The sequence below is a fragment of the Acutalibacter sp. LFL-21 genome (assembly GCF_025630755.1).
Lineage (GTDB): Bacteria > Bacillota > Clostridia > Oscillospirales > Acutalibacteraceae > Acutalibacter > Acutalibacter stercoravium.
The window spans coordinates 57,260-75,000 of record NZ_JAOTNT010000007.1 but is presented as its reverse complement, the minus strand read 5'-3'; the positions used below and the strand labels follow the sequence as shown (position 1 = coordinate 75,000).

15 protein-coding genes and 5 tRNA genes are annotated in these 17,741 nt (G+C 54.0%); 3 read left to right on the top strand and 17 right to left on the bottom strand.

Annotated features, from left to right (window positions below):
• Positions 1-8: 8 nt before the first annotated feature.
• From ODJ80_RS09865 to ODJ80_RS09855, 3 genes are read right to left on the bottom strand one after another with little or no spacing between them, the layout of a single operon-like run.
• Entirely contained in the window at positions 9-809 is an 801-nt protein-coding gene (locus ODJ80_RS09865; RefSeq protein ID WP_263041939.1) for a DUF6873 family GME fold protein, read from the bottom strand.
• Positions 806-2,173: a DNA repair protein RadA gene (gene radA, locus ODJ80_RS09860; RefSeq protein WP_178864223.1), complete on the bottom strand. Its 1,368-nt coding sequence runs from the start codon at positions 2,171-2,173 to the stop codon at positions 806-808. The genes ODJ80_RS09865 and radA overlap by 4 nt, the downstream gene beginning before the upstream one ends.
• Positions 2,174-2,229: 56 nt before the next feature.
• Positions 2,230-2,985, bottom strand: coding sequence for an N-acetylmuramoyl-L-alanine amidase (locus tag ODJ80_RS09855; protein WP_263041938.1), 756 nt, complete (start codon positions 2,983-2,985; stop codon positions 2,230-2,232).
• Between the two features lie 130 nt (positions 2,986-3,115).
• Here ODJ80_RS09855 and metF point away from each other — a divergent pair, with 130 nt between their 5' ends.
• From metF to ODJ80_RS09840, 3 genes are read left to right on the top strand one after another with little or no spacing between them, the layout of a single operon-like run.
• Positions 3,116-3,973, top strand: a complete 858-nt coding sequence (gene metF, locus ODJ80_RS09850) for a methylenetetrahydrofolate reductase [NAD(P)H] (RefSeq protein ID WP_263041937.1) — start codon at positions 3,116-3,118, stop codon at positions 3,971-3,973.
• 16 nt (positions 3,974-3,989) lie between these two features.
• Positions 3,990-4,625 carry a vitamin B12 dependent-methionine synthase activation domain-containing protein gene (locus ODJ80_RS09845; RefSeq protein WP_263041936.1) on the top strand — a complete coding sequence of 212 codons (636 nt, stop codon included), beginning with the start codon at positions 3,990-3,992 and terminating at the stop codon, positions 4,623-4,625.
• 34 nt (positions 4,626-4,659) lie between these two features.
• Entirely contained in the window at positions 4,660-7,050 is a 2,391-nt protein-coding gene (locus ODJ80_RS09840; protein WP_263041935.1) for a homocysteine S-methyltransferase family protein, read from the top strand.
• Positions 7,051-7,158: 108 nt separating this feature from the next.
• On the opposite strand, the gene ODJ80_RS09835 is transcribed toward ODJ80_RS09840, so the two are convergent.
• The 14 genes from ODJ80_RS09835 to tig form a co-directional block, all read right to left on the bottom strand.
• Positions 7,159-7,233: transfer RNA gene (locus tag ODJ80_RS09835), tRNA-Cys, on the bottom strand.
• A 51-nt stretch (positions 7,234-7,284) separates the two neighbouring features.
• Positions 7,285-7,360, bottom strand: a tRNA-Gly gene (locus ODJ80_RS09830).
• Between the two features lie 2 nt (positions 7,361-7,362).
• A tRNA-Phe gene (locus ODJ80_RS09825) sits at positions 7,363-7,438 on the bottom strand.
• Positions 7,439-7,443: 5 nt separating this feature from the next.
• Positions 7,444-7,520: transfer RNA gene (locus ODJ80_RS09820), tRNA-Asp, on the bottom strand.
• A gap of 47 nt (positions 7,521-7,567) precedes the next feature.
• Positions 7,568-7,644 (bottom strand) — tRNA-Val (locus ODJ80_RS09815).
• 93 nt (positions 7,645-7,737) lie between these two features.
• Positions 7,738-8,643 carry an Hsp33 family molecular chaperone HslO gene (hslO, locus tag ODJ80_RS09810; protein WP_263041934.1) on the bottom strand — a complete coding sequence of 302 codons (906 nt, stop codon included), beginning with the start codon at positions 8,641-8,643 and terminating at the stop codon, positions 7,738-7,740.
• The gene (locus ODJ80_RS09805) at positions 8,643-9,401 is read right to left on the bottom strand and encodes a class I SAM-dependent DNA methyltransferase (protein WP_263041933.1); all 759 of its coding nucleotides are present in this window, start codon (positions 9,399-9,401) and stop codon (positions 8,643-8,645) included. Before ODJ80_RS09805 ends, hslO begins: the two co-directional genes overlap by 1 nt.
• Positions 9,398-9,700, bottom strand: coding sequence for a YerC/YecD family TrpR-related protein (locus tag ODJ80_RS09800; RefSeq protein WP_178864357.1), 303 nt, complete (start codon positions 9,698-9,700; stop codon positions 9,398-9,400). The genes ODJ80_RS09805 and ODJ80_RS09800 overlap by 4 nt, the downstream gene beginning before the upstream one ends.
• Positions 9,701-9,776: 76 nt before the next feature.
• Positions 9,777-11,072: a diaminopimelate decarboxylase gene (gene lysA / locus ODJ80_RS09795; protein WP_263041932.1), complete on the bottom strand. Its 1,296-nt coding sequence runs from the start codon at positions 11,070-11,072 to the stop codon at positions 9,777-9,779.
• Between the two features lie 10 nt (positions 11,073-11,082).
• A complete protein-coding gene (gene yihA / locus ODJ80_RS09790; RefSeq protein WP_263041931.1) occupies positions 11,083-11,685 on the bottom strand; it encodes a ribosome biogenesis GTP-binding protein YihA/YsxC in 603 nt (200 codons plus the stop codon).
• 21 nt (positions 11,686-11,706) lie between these two features.
• Positions 11,707-14,130, bottom strand: coding sequence for an endopeptidase La (gene lon / locus ODJ80_RS09785; protein ID WP_442863912.1), 2,424 nt, complete (start codon positions 14,128-14,130; stop codon positions 11,707-11,709).
• 74 nt (positions 14,131-14,204) lie between these two features.
• Positions 14,205-15,506 carry an ATP-dependent Clp protease ATP-binding subunit ClpX gene (gene clpX, locus ODJ80_RS09780; RefSeq protein WP_178864360.1) on the bottom strand — a complete coding sequence of 434 codons (1,302 nt, stop codon included), beginning with the start codon at positions 15,504-15,506 and terminating at the stop codon, positions 14,205-14,207.
• A gap of 21 nt (positions 15,507-15,527) precedes the next feature.
• The gene (clpP, locus tag ODJ80_RS09775) at positions 15,528-16,109 is read right to left on the bottom strand and encodes an ATP-dependent Clp endopeptidase proteolytic subunit ClpP (protein ID WP_178864361.1); all 582 of its coding nucleotides are present in this window, start codon (positions 16,107-16,109) and stop codon (positions 15,528-15,530) included.
• Between the two features lie 75 nt (positions 16,110-16,184).
• A complete protein-coding gene (gene tig, locus ODJ80_RS09770; protein WP_263041929.1) occupies positions 16,185-17,627 on the bottom strand; it encodes a trigger factor in 1,443 nt (480 codons plus the stop codon).
• Between the last annotated feature and the right edge of the window lie 114 nt (positions 17,628-17,741).

Sequence of the window (17,741 nt, the reverse complement as noted above, 5' to 3'; positions counted from 1 at the left end):
CCCCTGAATTATACAAAATATCTATTTTGTATAATTGTCTCAATTTTTTCATCCCGCTCTACTTCTCCCTGAAGCAGCGGCAGAATCCCACCTACATCCAATAAGGGGCCCTTTTTCAACTCAGTCACGGAAATCCCGCAGTCCAGAATAAAGGCCCGGATGAGTTCTCCGTCCGGATGGCTGGAGAGCTGTCCTGCAAATGCCATCTTGTCCGGCGCCAGCTTTCCGCTGCAGCCGCCTATAAAGCCTGTGTCATAGCCAGGCAATTCTATGAACCCTGGACGGATCAACAGCACCTCAAATCCCTCAGCTTTTAATGCGCGCTCTAAACCGCGGTCCGCAGTAATAGCGTGGTTTGCATCAACTAAGGCCACTGAACAGGCGCAGTAACCTTGGCCTACGGGCAAAAACTGTAAACCCTGCTTTTGAGCGGCTTCCTGGATGGCAGGGTCCACACCGCGCGGGTTTCCGATCAGATAGGAGTTCCATACAAGGCCGCCGCACAGCACATCCTTCGGATAGGTTTGTTCTGGCCACCTTTCCGTTTCGCTTACCGAAAAGCCTTGCCGGGCCAATTGGTTATTCAGAGGGCTCCTCCTTAAAACGAACATTTGTTTATCGTAAAGAGGGCTCACCTGCAAATCAGGGTGAAAGCGCACAGGCTTTGGAAGGCGGTGCTCCTCCTCTGTCTGAATGGACGTAATGCCCAACGTGTCCAAGGCGTCTTTTAGCCAAGGGAATTCTCCCGAGACTAAGGCAGCACGCACGGGGCTGTCTGGCAGCCGGGGATGCTGAAGAAAGCGGCTCATGTGGCTGCCTCAAAGGCTTCCCGGAGGTTTCGGGCGCCAATGAGCTCTATCTCCTTTCCCAAGGGAGAATTCAGGCTCTTTATACCGTGTTTGGGAAGCACACATCGGGTAAATCCCAACCGCGCCGCCTCCGCGATGCGCAAGTCCCCATGACTGACGCTGCGCAGTTCCCCTGCTAGACCAATTTCGCCAAATACCACAGTGTCCTCTCGGATGGGCTTGTCCTTTAAGCTGGAGATCAGCGACATGGCCACTGCCAAATCTACAGCGGGCTCATCCAGGCGCAGCCCCCCTACCACGTTGACGTAGGCGTCCAGGTTGGAAAAGTAATAGCCTGCCCTCTTTTCCAGCACCGCTAAGATCAGTGCCATGCGGTTGTAGTCGAAACCTGTGGCCATCCTTCGTGGGGTGCCATACCCTGAGGTGGTGGCAAGTCCCTGGATTTCCGCCAGAATGGGACGGGTGCCCTCCATCACGGCGGTGACACAGGTGCCAGAAACATCTTTAGGCCTGCCGGACAGCATGGCCTGGGAGGGATTTTCTACTTGCCGGAGGCCGCCCTCCCCCATATCGAACACACCGATCTCGTTGGTGGAACCATAGCGGTTCTTTACTGCCCGCAGGATGCGGTAAGTCATCTGCCGGTCCCCCTCAAAATAGAGCACGGCATCCACAATGTGTTCCAGCACCTTGGGCCCGGCAATGGCCCCGTCTTTGTTTACATGGCCCACCACGATAATGGGGATATCCAAGGACTTCGCACAGCGCATCATGGCATTTGTGCATTCCCGCACTTGTGTAACGCTGCCAGGAGAGGAGTTTAGATCGGTGTGGTTCATGGTTTGAATGGAGTCAATCATTACCAGATCAGGCTTTTCAGAGCGGATTGTTTCCACAACATACTGCACGTCCGTCTCTGTAAGAACCATTAGATTAGGGCTGTGCACCCCCAGGCGGGAAGCGCGCAATTTAATCTGCCGGGCCGATTCCTCCCCAGACACATAGAGAATGCGCAGGCTTTCCCCTAGATGCTCGCAGATTTGCAGCAACATCGTGGATTTTCCAATCCCCGGATCTCCGCTGATGAGGATAAGGGAGCCTTTGACGATGCCTCCCCCCAGCACCCGGTCCAGCTCTGAAAGGCCGGTGTGATAGCGGGACTCCTCTTGCATGCTGATCTCATTGATGGGGGTGGGACGGGAGACCCTGGTCCCCGCTGAAGGGGCTTTCTGCGGAGCAGAGGCTTCCTTGACAACCTCTTCAAAGGTATTCCACTCCCCGCAGCTGGGGCATTTCCCCATCCATTTGGCGGACTCAAATCCGCATTCCCTGCATTGGTAGATCCACTTGCTTTTTGAAGCCATAGTCATTCTCTCCGTTTTCGTATTGGGCAGTTGCGATATAAAAATATTATACCACATTATACCACAAATCTCCCGGAAGAAGAAGCCCCCTGCTCTGCGCTTTCTCTCTGTTCCAGAAAAGAGATCAACCCGTTGTAAATGGCGGCAGCCATGTCCTGCTGATAACATTCCTTTTCCAACAGCGCCGCTTCCTCGGGATTGGACAGAAAACCGCATTCCACTAGGACCGCTGGAACCTGTACCTGGGAGAGCAAATAAATCTCCTCCCCTGCCTCTTTGTTCTGGCGGGTGTTCTCCGGCTGTAAAGACTCCACCACACTTTGCCGGATACATTCAGCCAATACGGCACTCTCTGGATTATTGGGGGAATAGAACATCTGCGCCCCCCTGTACTGGCTTTGTTCAAACTTGTTTTGGTGAATGCTGACCAGGATGCAGTCACCTATTTCCTCCACAAGCCGTACCCGGTTTTTGGTGTCAGAGGTCTTCCTCTCCGAAATAGTGGAAAGGCTTTGGTCCCCTACGGAATAGTCCCCGTCCCTTACCAAAACCACGGTGAAATTGGCGGCTCGCAGCTTCTCGGCCAGCGCCGAGGCGATAGCTAGGTTTACATCCTTTTCCACCAGGCCGTTGACTCCTACCGCGCCGCCGTCCTCTCCCCCGTGCCCCGCGTCGATGACGACAGTTGCCTTTTTCTCGAAGAACGCAGCATGAAATGCCACCACGCCGAAGGCCTCTGCGGTTTGTAAGCAAAACAGAGCCAGTGATGCGCAGAACAGCAGCCAAAACAGCAGCTTTCGATTCAATTTCATAAAGCTTCCCCCCACTTGGGACAGCATATGCGGCAAGTTTTTTCACTATTCCCTTTCCAATTTTCCCGGCGCATGGTAAAATAAATAAATATACTTTACTATGGAACGAGAAAGGACGTGAGCCTCTAGTATGAAGATAAAAAATCTGTTCGGGCAGAAGAAAGTGACCATCTCCTGTGAAATATTCCCTCCTAAAAAGGACACTGCGTTCAGCGGTATCTTTGAAACGGTGGACGCCATCCAGTCTTTGGGGGTGGACTTTATCAGCGTCACCTATGGCGCGGGCGGAAGCACCTCCAAAAAAACGGTGGAGGTGGCTTCTTACATTCAGGAACGCCATCATCTGCCGGCTTTGGCCCACCTCACCTGCTGTGACTCCACTAAGGAGGATATCCGCCAGCGCTTGGCGGAAATGAAGGAGCGGGGAATCGAAAACATTTTGGCCCTGCGCGGGGACAAGCCCAAGGAGTATGTGCCTGGCCCCTATACTTATGCGATCGACTTGATTCGAGACATAAAAAGCCAAGGCGATTTCTGCATTGGCGGCGCTTGCTATCCCGACGGCCATGTGGAATGTGAGCACAAAGAGGATGACATTGCTTTTCTGAAGGAAAAGGTAGAGGCCGGATGTGATTTCCTTACAACGCAAATGTTTTTTGACAACAATGTCTACTACAATTTTCTCTACCGGGTGCTGGCCGTTGGCATTCAGGTGCCGGTGATTCCTGGCATTATGCCTGTTATCAATGCCAGACAGGTCAAGCGCAGCGCAGAACTCTCCGGTACCTCTCTTCCTCCCCGCTTTAAGGCGATTGCCGACAAGTTTTCTGATGACCCCCTGGCGATGGAGCAGGCGGGCATTGCCTATGCCACAGAACAAATTATTGACCTTGTGGCCAATGGCGTTAAGTATATCCATCTGTACACCATGAACCGGCCCCAGACTGCGGCGAAAATTATGGAGAATCTCAGCCACATTCTGCGCTGAGGAGGAGCTGCCCGTTATGAATCAAAAGGAGATCCTTCGATACTTGGGGGCTTCCTGCCGCGAACCGCAGCTGGAAGGGATGATCGGCCAGGCGTGGGAAAAGGTGGTGCGGGCCGCCAGCCCCCGGTATGTTTCCGGGCGTTTTTCTCTGGTTGTAGAGCAGGGGGGCGTCACGCTGGGTGGAACGTATTTGTCCAGCTTCACACTGGCGGACCACCTGCGGGGCTGCAAGGAGGCTTTCCTCACTGCTTTTACCCTGGGGCCCGGGGTCGATGCCCTAATTAAACGCTGCGAGCTGACAGACATGCCTTTGGTGCCAGTGCTGCAGGCCTGCGCCGCCGTTTATACGGAGGAGCAGGCCGATGCGGCCCAAGAGGACATCCGGACCTACGCAAGGGACCGGAGCCTATACTTACGGCCCCGGTACAGCCCTGGCTACGGCGATTTTCCCCTTTCCTGTCAACGGTTTTTATTCGAGGCCCTGCAGGTCTCCAAAAAAATAGGAATCACCTTGACAGAAAGCTGTTTGATGCTTCCCATGAAGTCCATTACAGGTGTGGTAGGGCTTTCCCCGGATCCCTCTCTGTGCCATGTGGGAAGGTGTATGGCCTGTGCTTCGGAGAATTGCCCATTTCGCAGAACGGACGAGTGAGAACCCTAATCGTGTAGAGAAAGGATGGAGGCACATGAACAAGGTATTCAGTCAATTGGGGGAAAAGATACGTTTTTTTGATGGCGCAATGGGGACGGTTCTACAGGAAAAGGGGCTTTTACCGGGAGAACTGCCGGAGCTCTGGAACCTCTCCCACCGGGAGGAACTGATAGAGATTCACCGCTCTTATCTGCGGGCTGGAGCGGATTTTCTGAAAACCAACACCTTTGGAGCCAATCGCTTTAAACTGGAGGGCAGCGGACACACAGTAGAAGAGGTGGTGTCTGCTGGCGTAAAGAATGCCCTACAGGCTGTTGAGGACTGCGGCAAGGGGACGGTATTCTTGGATATTGGCCCAACTGGCAAGTTGCTTCGGCCTTTGGGAGAGCTGGACTTTGAAGATGCTGTCTCCGCTTTCGCAGAGATGGTTCGCGCAGGAGCGGCTGCAGGGGCAGAGGCGGTTCTCATTGAGACCATGAGCGACATTTATGAGGCAAAAGCGGCTTTGCTGGCTGCGAAGGAGAATTCTGATCTGCCGGTGTTCGTCACCATGACCTTTGATGAGGATGGCAAGCTCCTCACGGGAGGGGAGCTTGGCGTGGCTGCCGCCGTGCTGGAGGGCCTGGGCGCGGATGCGATTGGCTTTAATTGCGGCCTGGGTCCCCAGCAGATGGCCGGCCTGCTGCCAAAGCTGCGGGAGCTGACGGGCCTTCCCATTGTGGTTAACCCCAATGCCGGCCTTCCTGTAGAGCGGGATGGCAAAACCTGTTACGATGTAGGACCGGAGGAGTTTGCCAGCTGGATGGGCGAAATTGCCCGGGGAGGCGCTTGGGTGGTGGGAGGATGCTGCGGCACCACTCCAGAGCACATCCGGCGGACGGTTGCTGCTTGCGCCGGTCTGGGGTGCCAGCCTCTTCCCCTCCCCTCCCGTACGGTGGTCACCTCTGGCCTCCATTGGGTGGAGATCGGAAAGGCCCCGGTCATCATTGGCGAACGCATCAATCCCACGGGTAAAAAGAAATTCAAACAGGCCCTGCGGGATCAGGACATTCCCTATATTCTCCGGGAAGGCATTGCCCAGCAAGATGCTGGGGCCCATATATTGGATGTCAATGTCGGACTGCCGGAAATTGACGAGCCCGCCTTAATGTGCCAAGTGATCCAAGAACTGCAGGCGGTATCTTCCCTTCCCTTACAAATTGACACTTCTGACCCGGTGACCATGGAACGTGCCATGCGGTGTTACAACGGGAAACCCCTAGTCAACTCAGTGACAGCGAAGAGCGCTTCCATGAAGGCGATTTTTCCCTTGGTGAAAAAGTACGGCGGGGTGGTCATCGGCCTGACCATTACGGAAGAGGGGATTCCGGAAACTGCGGAGGGGCGGTTTCTGGCGGCCCGGCGCATTGTGCAGACAGCCCTGTCCTATGGCATCCCCCGCAGCGATATTGTAATTGACCCCTTAACGATGGCGGTCAGCGCTGGCCAGGATGCCGCTCTTGTCACATTGGAGGCCCTGGAACGCATTAAACGGGAGCTGGGGGTAAAAACTTCCTTGGGAGTGTCCAATGTGTCATTTGGGCTGCCTCAGCGGGAAAATATCACAGCCGCCTTTTTCCTGATGGCCCTGCAGCGGGGATTAGATGCGGCCATTATGAATCCCTTGTCTGAACAAATGATGCGCACCTATCGTTCCTATTGTGTGCTGTCTGGCTGGGATGAAAGCTGCATGGACTATATCGCCGCCTATGGACAGGAACAGGCGCCTGTTCCCAAAGCATCAGCCGCAAATGCTTCCTATACCCTGCGAGAGGCAATTGAGAGGGGGCTGAAAGACGCGGCCAATCAGGCTGCAGAAGCTGCTCTGCAAACCCGGGAAGGCTTAGAGCTTATCAATGAGGAGATCGTTCCCGCTTTGGACGCGGTGGGCGATCGGTTTGAAAAGAAGACGCTGTTCCTGCCCCAGTTGCTGATGAGCGCTGAAGCAGCTAAAGCGGCGTTCGAAGTCATTAAAGGCCAACTGCAGGGCCAGGAAGATACCGGAAGGAGCCGGCTGGCCATTGTTATTGCAACGGTGAAGGGAGATGTCCATGACATCGGAAAGAACATTGTTAAGGTTCTTTTGGAGAATTACGGATTCCGTGTGTTTGACCTGGGAAAGGACGTTCCTCCGGAGCTGGTCTTAGAGGCAGTGCAACGAGAGCATGCCCAGCTGGTGGGCCTTAGCGCCCTGATGACGACTACTGTGGTGAATATGAAGGAGACCATCGAGCTGCTCCGAAGGGAAGTGCCGCAGGTAAAAATCATGGTGGGCGGCGCAGTGCTTACGCAGGAGTACGCCGACAGCATTGGGGCGGACTTCTACGGCAAGGACGCTATGGCCTCTGTGCGGTATGCCACAGAGCTGGCGGAGTCTCTGTTATAATCAAATCAGAAGCAGGAAGGGGATCTCAGTTGCGGGATCCCCTTTCTGCTTCTTCTATCTCATCTGTAAAAATGCAAAGAAAAAAGCACCTCGAACAGAGGTGCTTTTTGGAGGTGACACCCGGATTTGAACCGGGGAATCAGGGTTTTGCAGACCCATGCCTTACCACTTGGCTATGTCACCATCGGAAAGAAAAGACGCTTACTTGCTGAAAATAAGCGTCTTTTCACATCGTGGAGCGGAAGACGAGGCTCGAACTCGCTACCTCCACCTTGGCAAGGTGGCGCTCTACCAGATGAGCTACTCCCGCAATGGTGCCTCCGATCGGAATCGAACCAATGACACGGGGATTTTCAGTCCCCTGCTCTACCAACTGAGCTACAGAGGCAAATATGGCGACCCGGAACGGGCTCGAACCGTCGACCTCTAGCGTGACAGGCTAGCGTTCTAACCAGCTGAACTACCGGGCCATATGCAAGGGGGATAAAAACTTATCCAACCCTACAAACAGTGTGTATGGTGGGGACAACAGGACTCGAACCTGTGACCCCCTGCTTGTAAGGCAGGTGCTCTAACCAGCTGAGCTATGCCCCCGTAAGCCCTTCACACATTTTGTTTCGCTTCATCAGCGACGTTTAATATCTTACACGATTTGTTCTCATTTGTCAAGCGGTTTTCCAAAAAATTTCAAGAATTATTTTTCTCCGCTTGCGCTGCCTGGCGGGCCAGATCGGCGATCTCCGCCTTGGTGAAAACATATTTCTTGTTGCAGTAGTGGCAGACCGTTTCCACCTCTTCCCTCTCATCCCCGTGCAGGCTTAAAAGTTCCCGGCTTCCCAGGGTGAGCAATCCACGGGCGAAGCGCTCCTTGCTGCAGTTGCACACATAATGTACAGGTGCCTGGTCCAAAATCTCTACCTCAAAGCCCTCAAGGGCAGCGCGGCACATTTCTTCCGGCGTTAAGCCTTTGGCCAGCATGGTGGTGACGGAGTCCAGCTTAGCGATATTCTGCTCCAAGCGGTCCAGTGCAGCGTTGTCCGCACCCGGCAGGGCCTGGATCAGCAAGCCGCCGGAAAGCATGGCCTCGCCTTTCTCTTTATCCACTAACACACCCAGGGCACACACGGTGGGGACCTGCTCACTGCTGGCATAGTAATTGGTCAAGTCCTCAGCAATCTCCCCGCTGATAAGCGCTACCTGGCCGATATAAGGCTCTTTTTCTCCCAGATCCCGGATGACGGCTAGGCGGCCCTGGTTTCCCACACCGCCGCCCACGTCAATTTTGCCGTTGGGTTTCAAAGGCAATTCAACCTCCGGGTGGTCCACATAGCCACGGACATTGCCATGAGCATCGGAGATAGCCACCAGGTTGCCCAGGGGGCCCCCTCCGTTAACCTTCAGGGTCAGCGAGGCCCCCTCTGTCTTCAGAAGGTTCCCCATTAGAGAAGCGCCGGTTAAAAGCCGCCCCAAAGCGGCACAGGCTGTTTTGGAAAGCCCGTGAATTCTTTGCGCAGTATAGACAATCTGGCTGGAATCTATAGCAGAGGCCATCAGGCTTCCATCCGAAGTGATCGTTCGTAAAATCTTATCCATTATACAGATTCGTTCCTTCCTTGCTTTTTGGCAGCGAAAACCAGGCGCTGGCTGTCCTTGCGCGGGGGATTGAAAGTCAGCTCGTCAAAGACCTGCACCTCTTCAAACCCGGCATTTCTGAGCATCGCCAGCACCTCTTCCACGGGGTAGGCTCGTTCGGTAAAACGCTCGGTGCTGCGGTTATAGAGAGACCCCTGGGGCTGGAAAAAGTCCAGTTGGATGTCCACCCTGCCATCTGTGTGGCAGCGGTTTTGCCACACACAATAAACATCCTCCACCTCATAGACATAGGTTTCGTTTCCAAGCAGGACTTGGTGCTTATACAGGGTGTTCATGTCAAAGAGAAAATATCCCCCCGGGTCCATGAAAAAAGATACCTTGGAGAGCACTTGCTGAAGCTCTTCCCTGTTTTTCAAGTGATTCAAGCTGTCCAAGGTACAAACTGCCGTCTTTACCGTGCCGTATAGGTCCAGGGACTGCATCTTTTGACACAAAAACAGGATGTCCGCCCCAGCCTCTGCGCATTTCATGCGGGCTTCTGAGAGCATCTCCACCGAGCCATCCACACCGTAGATATCCACGCCTCTGCGGTACAGCTCCAACGTGAGAGATCCCGTGCCGCAGGCCAGATCCAATGTCAAACCCGGCTGATGCCCCAAACGGCGCATCAGCTCCAAGAGGTATTCCGCACGGCGGGAATACTCCACATTCTCCGTGAGCTCGTCATAATACTGGGCGAAAACGGAGTAGCTTTTCACGCTTGCTTCTCCTCTTTATCCAGGCGCTGGAATACCAGTTCATACCCATCGCTCCCATAGTTCAGCGAACGGTTCACACGGCTGATGGTAGCGGTAGAAGCTCCTGTTTCTGTCACAATATCGCTATAAACCCGCTTATGGCTGAGCATATGGGCCACAGCCAGCCGCTGAGACATGGCCTTCAGTTCTGGCACCGTGCAAAGGTCGTCAAAAAAACGATAGCACTCCTCGGGCGTCTCCAGGGCTAAGATGGCCTGAAAAAGAAAATCTACATTCTTGTCCTGAATCTTTCCATTCATACTTCCGCACTTCCTTTCCCTAGCGCTTTATGCTTTAGAATTGTAGCATAGAAAAGCAGAAAAGTAAACAGGAAAACTACACATCATTGCGAACCAGGTCTTCATAGGTCTCTCCTTTGACCACAATGCGGGACTTCCCGTGGGAGACCATCACAACGGCAGGTTTTAAATTCCTGTTGTAATTGGAGGCCATGGAATAGTTATAGGCCCCTGTGGAAAGCACGGCGAGGATATCCCCTTCCTCCGGCTTCTGAATCAGGGTATGCTCTTGGATCAGGTCGCCGCTTTCACAGCATTTGCCGGCAATGGTGGCAGTGTAATCCGCCGGCTCCCCTGCCTTATTGGCAAGGATGCATGTATAGGCGGACTGGTACAAAGCGTAACGGGGGTTGTCGAACATGCCGCCGTCAATGGCCACATAGTCCCGCACACCGGGGATGTGCTTGATGTTCCCCACAGTGTACAGAGTGATGCCCGCTTCGCCCACGATGGAACGGCCTGGCTCAATGAAAATATAGGGCAAATCTAGCCCCAGTTCCCGGCACTTGGCGTGAACCATGGCAGAGACATCCTCCATGTATTCCTCATAGGGGATGGCATCGTCCCGCTCTGTGTAATGGATGCCAAATCCACCGCCCAGGTTCAGGTGTTCAAAGGTCATGCCCAGCTCCTCACGGACTTGGGCAAAAAACTGGAGCATAACCTCCGCTGCATGGACAAAGGGGGCTTTTTCCAGGATTTGGGAGCCGATGTGGCAATGAAGGCCCTTTACCACCACATGCTCCAACTCACTGGCTCGGCGCAGTGCGTCCATGGCCTCTCCGCTGGCCAAATCCAATCCGAATTTGGAATCCACCTGACCGGTGCGGATGAACTCATGGGTGTGGGCGTCGATACCCGGCTTGATGCGGAAGGAAATGGGCGCGGTGACGCCCCGTTCCGCTGCCAGGCTTTCCAGCCGTTCCAGCTCGGAGAGGTTGTCCACCACGATATCCCCCACGCCGTTTTCCAGGGCCATGGTCAGCTCGCCGATGGACTTGTTATTTCCCTGGAAATGGATTTGCCGTCCCGGCACGCCTGCCTGCAGAGCCGTATAAAGCTCGCCTCCAGACACCACTTCCACATCCAGCCCCTCGCTGAGAACGATCCGGTAGATCTCCTTACAGCTGAATGCTTTACTGGCATAAATCGGCTTGCCGCGGCCGCCATAATTTCTTTCAAAGGAGGCCACATACCGGCGGCAAGTTTCTCGAATCTCATCCTCGCTCATCACATACAGCGGCGTGCCGTACTGTTCCGCTAAACACAGGGTATCGCAGCCGCTGATCTCCAAATGGCCGGCGTTGTTCACGCCAAGGCAATGCGAAATCACATCCAGTCCCTCATTTCGTTTCGATATTCTGAGCGCTGCCTACAGCGTTCTCTATAGCTTGCTTAACATCCTCTAAGCCAACACCCTTTACTGCCGAAAAGGGAAGCCAAGAAATGCCCTGGCTTCGGAACAGCTCATCGAACAAGCCTGTCTGCTGCTGGTTCTCCGTCCGGTTAAGCTTATCGCTTTTGGTGCAGACTACTATAAAAGGGCGGCCAGTCTGCAGCAAGAAATCCACCATCTGCAAATCGTCTGCTGTAGGCTTGTGGCGCATATCCACCAGCTGAATTACCAGGGCGATGTTTCTATCCTGGGCAAAATACCCTTCCACCAGAGAAGCCCAACGGTCCCGCTCGCTTTTGGATACTCTGGCATAGCCATAGCCAGGAAGATCCACTAAACGGCACTCTGGAAGCTTATAAAAGTTGATGGTGGCCGTCTTTCCAGGAGTGGCGCTGACCCGGGCCAGCGCTTTCCGGTTTACCAATTTATTAATGAGGGAGGATTTCCCCACATTGGATTTCCCGGAGAACACGATTTCTGGCAGTTCCCCCCTGGGAAGCTGGTCTTTTCGCCCGGCCGCCAGTTCAAATTCCACCTTTTGAAAATTCACGGTATTCTCCTTACACAAAGGTTATTGATATAACTCCGGAGCCTTTTGATGCTTCGCCGCTATCTCAGAGGGAAGCCCCACAGGCTCTTGGGTCACAGGGCGCGGCATATGGGTTAAGGCTGTCTCCAGCACGGTGTCCACCCGTTTGACGGGAATAAACTGTATATGCTCTTTTACAACAGGGTCCACCTCGGTCAGATCCGGCACATTTTCCGCAGGGATAATTACCGTATGGATGCCATTTTTGTAAGCGGCCATGGATTTTTCTTTCAAACCGCCAATGGGAAGCACCCTTCCCTGTAAAGTGATTTCCCCTGTCATAGCCACATCATGCCGTACAGGAATGCCGCACAATGCCGAGGTGATCGCTGTTGCCATGGCAATGCCTGCAGAAGGGCCATCCTTGGGCACCGCCCCTTCCGGCGCGTGGATGTGAATATCGCATTTCTCATAGAACTTGGGGGAGATCCCCAGCGCTCCCGCCCGGGTACGGATGCAAGTGATTGCCGCACCCGCAGATTCTTTCATCACATCGCCCAGGGAGCCCGTGAGCTGGATTTTCCCAGTGCCCTCCATAACGGCGACCTCAATGGGTAGCAGCTCGCCGCCCACACTGGTCCAGGCCAAGCCATTTACCAACCCTATCGTGTCCTCGCCAGCAAGCTGATCTTTTGTAAACTTCCGCGGCCCCAATAGGCTCTCTAGGTTTTCTGGTTTCACAGTGAAGGAGGTGAATTCTGGGTCGGATACAATCATCTTGGCCACTTTACGGCAGACCGACGCAATCAAACGCTCTAACGTCCGAACGCCGGCCTCTCGGGTATAGCCTTCCACCAGTTCCTTCAGCCCTGCCTTGGAAAACTTCAGCTGAGAGGCTTTGATGCCATGCTTTTTCAGCTGCTTTTTGATCAGGTGGCGTGAAGCGATGTTTAACTTTTCCTCCAAAGTATAGCTGCCCAGCTCGATAATATCCATCCGGTCGTACAGCGGGCCAGGGATGCGGCTGGCGTCATTGGCGGTGGTGATGAAGAGCACGTTGCTCAAGTCAAAGGGCAGATCAATGTAATGGTCTGTGAACTCGGCGTTTTGCTCTGGATCCAGAACCTCCAAGAGAGCGGAGGCAGGATCCCCTTTGAAATTCTGTCCCAGCTTGTCAATCTCGTCCAGCAGCAGCAAGGGGTTGTTTACCCCGGCCTGTTTCACCGCACTGATGATGCGGCCGGGCATGGAGCCGACATAGGTGCGCCGGTGGCCCATGATTTCCGCCTCATCGCTGACGCCTCCCAGGGAAACCCGCACATATTTTCTGCCGGTAGCCTGTGCGATGGAACGGGCAATGGAAGTTTTGCCCACACCGGGCGGTCCCACCAAACAGATGATCTGCCCTGTCTGCTGGGGGGCCAGGCTCTTCACGGCCAAAATCTCCAAGAAACGCTCCTTGACCTTTTCCAGGCCATAGTGGTCCCGATCGAGAATGCGCTGGGCCCGAACTAGATCCAACTTCTCTTTTGATGATTTTTTCCAGGGAAGCTCCAGGCAGGTGTCCAAATACATGCGGATCACACTGGCCTCGTGAGAGCCATAGGGCATGCGGTAGAGCTTGTCGCATTCCTTCAGCAGCTTCTCCTCGCAGACCTGGGAAAGCCCCAGGGCCAGCACACGCTCCCGCAGTTCATCAGCTTCCTGCTGGGGATTATCGTCCTCCCCCAGCTCGCTGGTAATGGCCCGCAGCTGCTCTTTTAAAAAGTACTCCCGCTGGTTTTCGTCCATCTGCGCCTGGGCCTTTTGGTTGATCTCGTTTTCCACGGACAAAATCTTGATTTCCTCCGTTAGTACGTCAATCAGCTTTTGCAGGCGCTTTAAAGGCCGCAGCTCATCTAAGATATACTGCTTGCGCTCGAAGTCAATGGATATATTGGAAGCGATGTAGTCTGCCAGGCGTCCGCAGTCTTTTTCCTGCAGCACCCCCAGCAGAATATCCGGAGGCACATGCTTGAACAGCCGCAGATACTCGTCAAATTTTTCATGGACAATGCGCAGCAAAGCCTCAGAACGGTAAGAGGGCTTATAGGTTAGCACAGGGCATTTAGTAATCTGCCCCAGCAGGAAAGGTTCCTCTTGCAAAAGTGTGCTGATCTCTCCGCGGCAGGCACCCTCTACATGGAGTTTTACGCCCTCCTCAGAGTGATGCATCACCTGCTTGATGCGGGCAATGACGCCGGTCTTGTACAGATCATCACCGGTGGGTTCCTTATCAGAAAGGTCTGTTTGGGAGACCAGGAAGATCAGCCTGTCCTTTGAGAGGGCATCAGAGATGGCCAGCACAGACTTTTTCCGCGCCACATCAAATTGCAGCATCATGCCGGGGAAAAAAACAAGGCCCCGCACTGCCAGAACTGGGAGAACCAGCTCGTTTTCAATTTTTGGATTGTCCTCTGTAAACATTTGCATGTATGTACTCCTATATACCAGCAAAAGGCTGGGGCCGGTTGGGCCGGCAGCAGCCTTTCTCTGTGTGTTTATGAGACGGAATCCCGCTGGGTTCGCCGTTTAGGCTGAGTAATTTTAATCTTCACGGGCTTCCTGTCTTTATTGTAAGTGATCTGAGGGGGGGCTCCGTGCTCTACAGTTTCCCGGGTTACAACCACCTTTTCCACTGTATAGTCACTGGGAACCTGATACATCAGAGGCATCAGCAGATCCTCCATAATGGAGCGAAGGCCCCGGGCTCCTGTTTTGCGCTCCAGCGTCTTTTTCGCTATCGCGACCAAAGCGTCTTCCGTAAACTCCAAATCCACCTTGTCCAAGTCAAACAGCTTTTTATACTGGTTGACCAACGAGTTCTTGGGCTCCCGCAGAATGCGCACCAGAGATTCCTCATCCAGGGCGTTGAGCGCGGTGATAACGGGAATACGGCCCACCAGCTCAGGAATAAGTCCATATTTTACCAGATCGTGAGGAGTGACATCCTTCATCCAGTCGATGCGGTCCAGTTCCTTTTTGCCGTGAACCTCTCCCCCGAATCCCAGGGAACTGGAGGCGGCACGCTTTTGGACAATCTTTTCCAGCCCATCAAAAGCGCCTCCACAGATAAACAGGATATTGGAGGTGTTGATGTTGATAGCCTCCTGCTGGGGATGCTTCCTTCCTCCCTTGGGGGGGACGCTGGCAACCGTGCCCTCCAAAATCTTCAAAAGGGCTTGCTGTACGCCTTCGCCAGAGACGTCCCGCGTGATGGACTGGTTCTCGGATTTACGGGAGATCTTGTCGATCTCATCAATATAGATGATGCCTCGCTCGGCCTTGAAAATATCGTAATCCGCCGCCTGGATGAGCCTGAGAAGGATATTCTCCACGTCCTCGCCCACATAGCCCGCTTCCGTTAACGTGGTGGCATCGGCAATGGCAAAGGGCACATCCAGCAGTTTCGCCAAAGTTTGGGCCAGGTAAGTCTTGCCCACACCGGTGGGGCCCAGCAAAAGCACATTGCTTTTCGTGATCTCCACGTCATCGCCAGAAAAATAGATACGCTTATAGTGGTTATAAACTGCCACGGAAAGAGCAATTTTGGCATTATCTTGCCCAACTACATACTCATCCAGCTTTTTTTTGATTTCCTGGGGCTTCGGAAGAAGGATGCCCACTTCTTTTTCATCACTTCTGCCCTTCTTAAGGCGGTCCTCGTCCTCGATGATGGAACTGCACAGCCGGACGCAGGCGTCACAGATGTATACGCCAGATCCGGCAATAAGCCGGTCTACCATAGACTGGGGTTTGCCGCAGAAGGAGCAACAGATCTCATGGTCGCTGCTGTTTGGCATCCGTCCACTCCCTTTCTCTTTTTAGCGGTGTTCGATGACCTTATCAATCAGGCCGTACTCCAGGGCTTCCTGGGCAGTCATAAAGTTGTCGCGCTCGGTGTCGCGCTTTACCACGTCCAACGGCTGGCCCGTGCGCTCAGAGAGGATTTGATTCAACTTATCCTTCACGCGCAGGATGTGGTTGGCGTGAATGCTGATATCCGTAGCCTGCCCCTGGGCGCCGCCGCTGGGCTGGTGGATCATAATTTCGCTGTTGGGCAGGGCAAAGCGCTTGCCTTTCGTGCCCGCGGCCAGCAGAAAGGCGCCCATGCTGGCGGCCATCCCCAGGCAAATGGTGGAAACATCACACTTGATATACTGCATGGTATCATAAATAGCCATGCCGTCGGTAATCACGCCGCCCGGGCTGTTAATATACAGAGAGATGTCCTTCTCCGGATCCTGTCCTTCCAGGTAGAGCAGCTGTGCCACAACTACTCCAGCGGAAGCGCTGTTTACTTCTTCATTGAGAAGGATAATGCGGTCATTCAAAAGCCGGGAGAAAATGTCGTAGGACCGTTCCCCGCGGCTTGTTTGTTCGACTACATAGGGAACCAAGCTCATTTGCACTGGGACTCCTTTCGTAAACGTTGATTAGTATGAAAACAAACAGTAAGATTTATTCCGGGCAGTTAGGCTTTAGCCCTCGTTTTTTTCCTCGGTGCTCTCGGCCTTCTTGCTGGAGCGGCGCTTGGGCTTCTCAGCGGCCTCTTCCCCTTCGGCAGCCTCTGCCTTCTTCTTGGTGGAAGCGCGCTTCTTCGCGGGCTTTTTCTCCCCGGCCTGCTCTTCCTCAGCCTTCTTCTCCACAACCACGGCGTTGGCCTTAACCAGGTCAATGGCCTTCTGGTTCTGAATGTCGCCGTTGATGCCCTCCACGGTGACCAGGTTCTTCACACTTTCCAGGGGCATGCCATAGGAGTCCGCCAGCTTCTGATACTCGGCCTCAGTCTCCTCCTCAGTGGGCTTCAGGCCCTCCAGCTCAGCGATCTTTTCCAGACCCAGGCGCACCTTTACCTGGCGCTCGGCCTGAGGCTTATACTGCACCCGCAGGTCATCGGTGGTCTGGCCAGTGTACTTGAGATAGGTCTCCAGCTTCAGCCCCTGGGACTGCAGGCGGTAGGCAAAGGAGTTGATGATCTCATCCACCTCGTTCTCCACCATCTCATCGGGGATCTCGGCCTGAACCTTCTCGATGATAGCCTCCACCAGCTGGTTTTCCACGTCGCTGTCGGCAGCCTTCTCGCGCTGCTCCTGCAGGCGCTTCTCGATATCCTTCTTGTACTCATCCAGGGTGTCGAACTCGCTGACATCCTTGACGAACTCATCATCCACTGTGGGAAGCTCTTTCACCTTGATCTCATGGAGCTTAATCTTAAACACGGCGGGCTTGCCCTTGAGCTCCTCGGCGTGGTAGTCCTCGGGGAACGTGACATTCACGTCGAACTCGTCGCCGATGCTGTGGCCCACAACTTGATCCTCAAAGCCGGGAATAAACTGGCCGGCGCCCAGGGTCAGCTCGTAATTGTCGGCTTTGCCGCCGTCAAACTGCTTGCCGTCCACATAGCCGTCGAAATCAATGGTGACGATGTCGCCGTTCTCAGCAGCGCGGCCCTCCACTGTGATGATACGGGAGTTGCGCTCGCGCACGCGGTCAATCTCCCGGTCGATATCCTCGCCGGTGACTTCCACGGCGGGGTGGGTGACCTCGATGCCCTTGTAGCCCTCGATGGTGGCCTCGGGCTTGGTGACCACATTCAGCTTGCACAGGATGCCTTTGTCTTTGCCGATCTCGTCAATCTTGAATTCGCCGATGCTGATGACCTGCAGGCCGGACTTCTCCACAGCCTCCATCACCATGGGGCGGTACAGATGGTCGATAGCGGCCTCGTAAAAGACCTCTTCGCCATAATATTTTTCGATAAACGCCCGGGGGGCATGACCCTTGCGGAATCCGGGAATGTTCATCTTCTTGCTTTCCCGCTTATAAACGGTGTTAATGGCTTCGTTAAACTCTTCTGGGCTGACTTCCAGCTCCAGCTCATAGCGGTTGGTTTCCACTTTGTTGGTCGCTTTTACATTCATGTCTCTGATTTCCTCTCAAAATAAACTTACCGAAGTAACTGAGTAATTATAGCACACGCGGTGCGAAGAATCTACAGCTTTCCCGCAAAAACTTCGGGAAAAAGCGAAAATTTT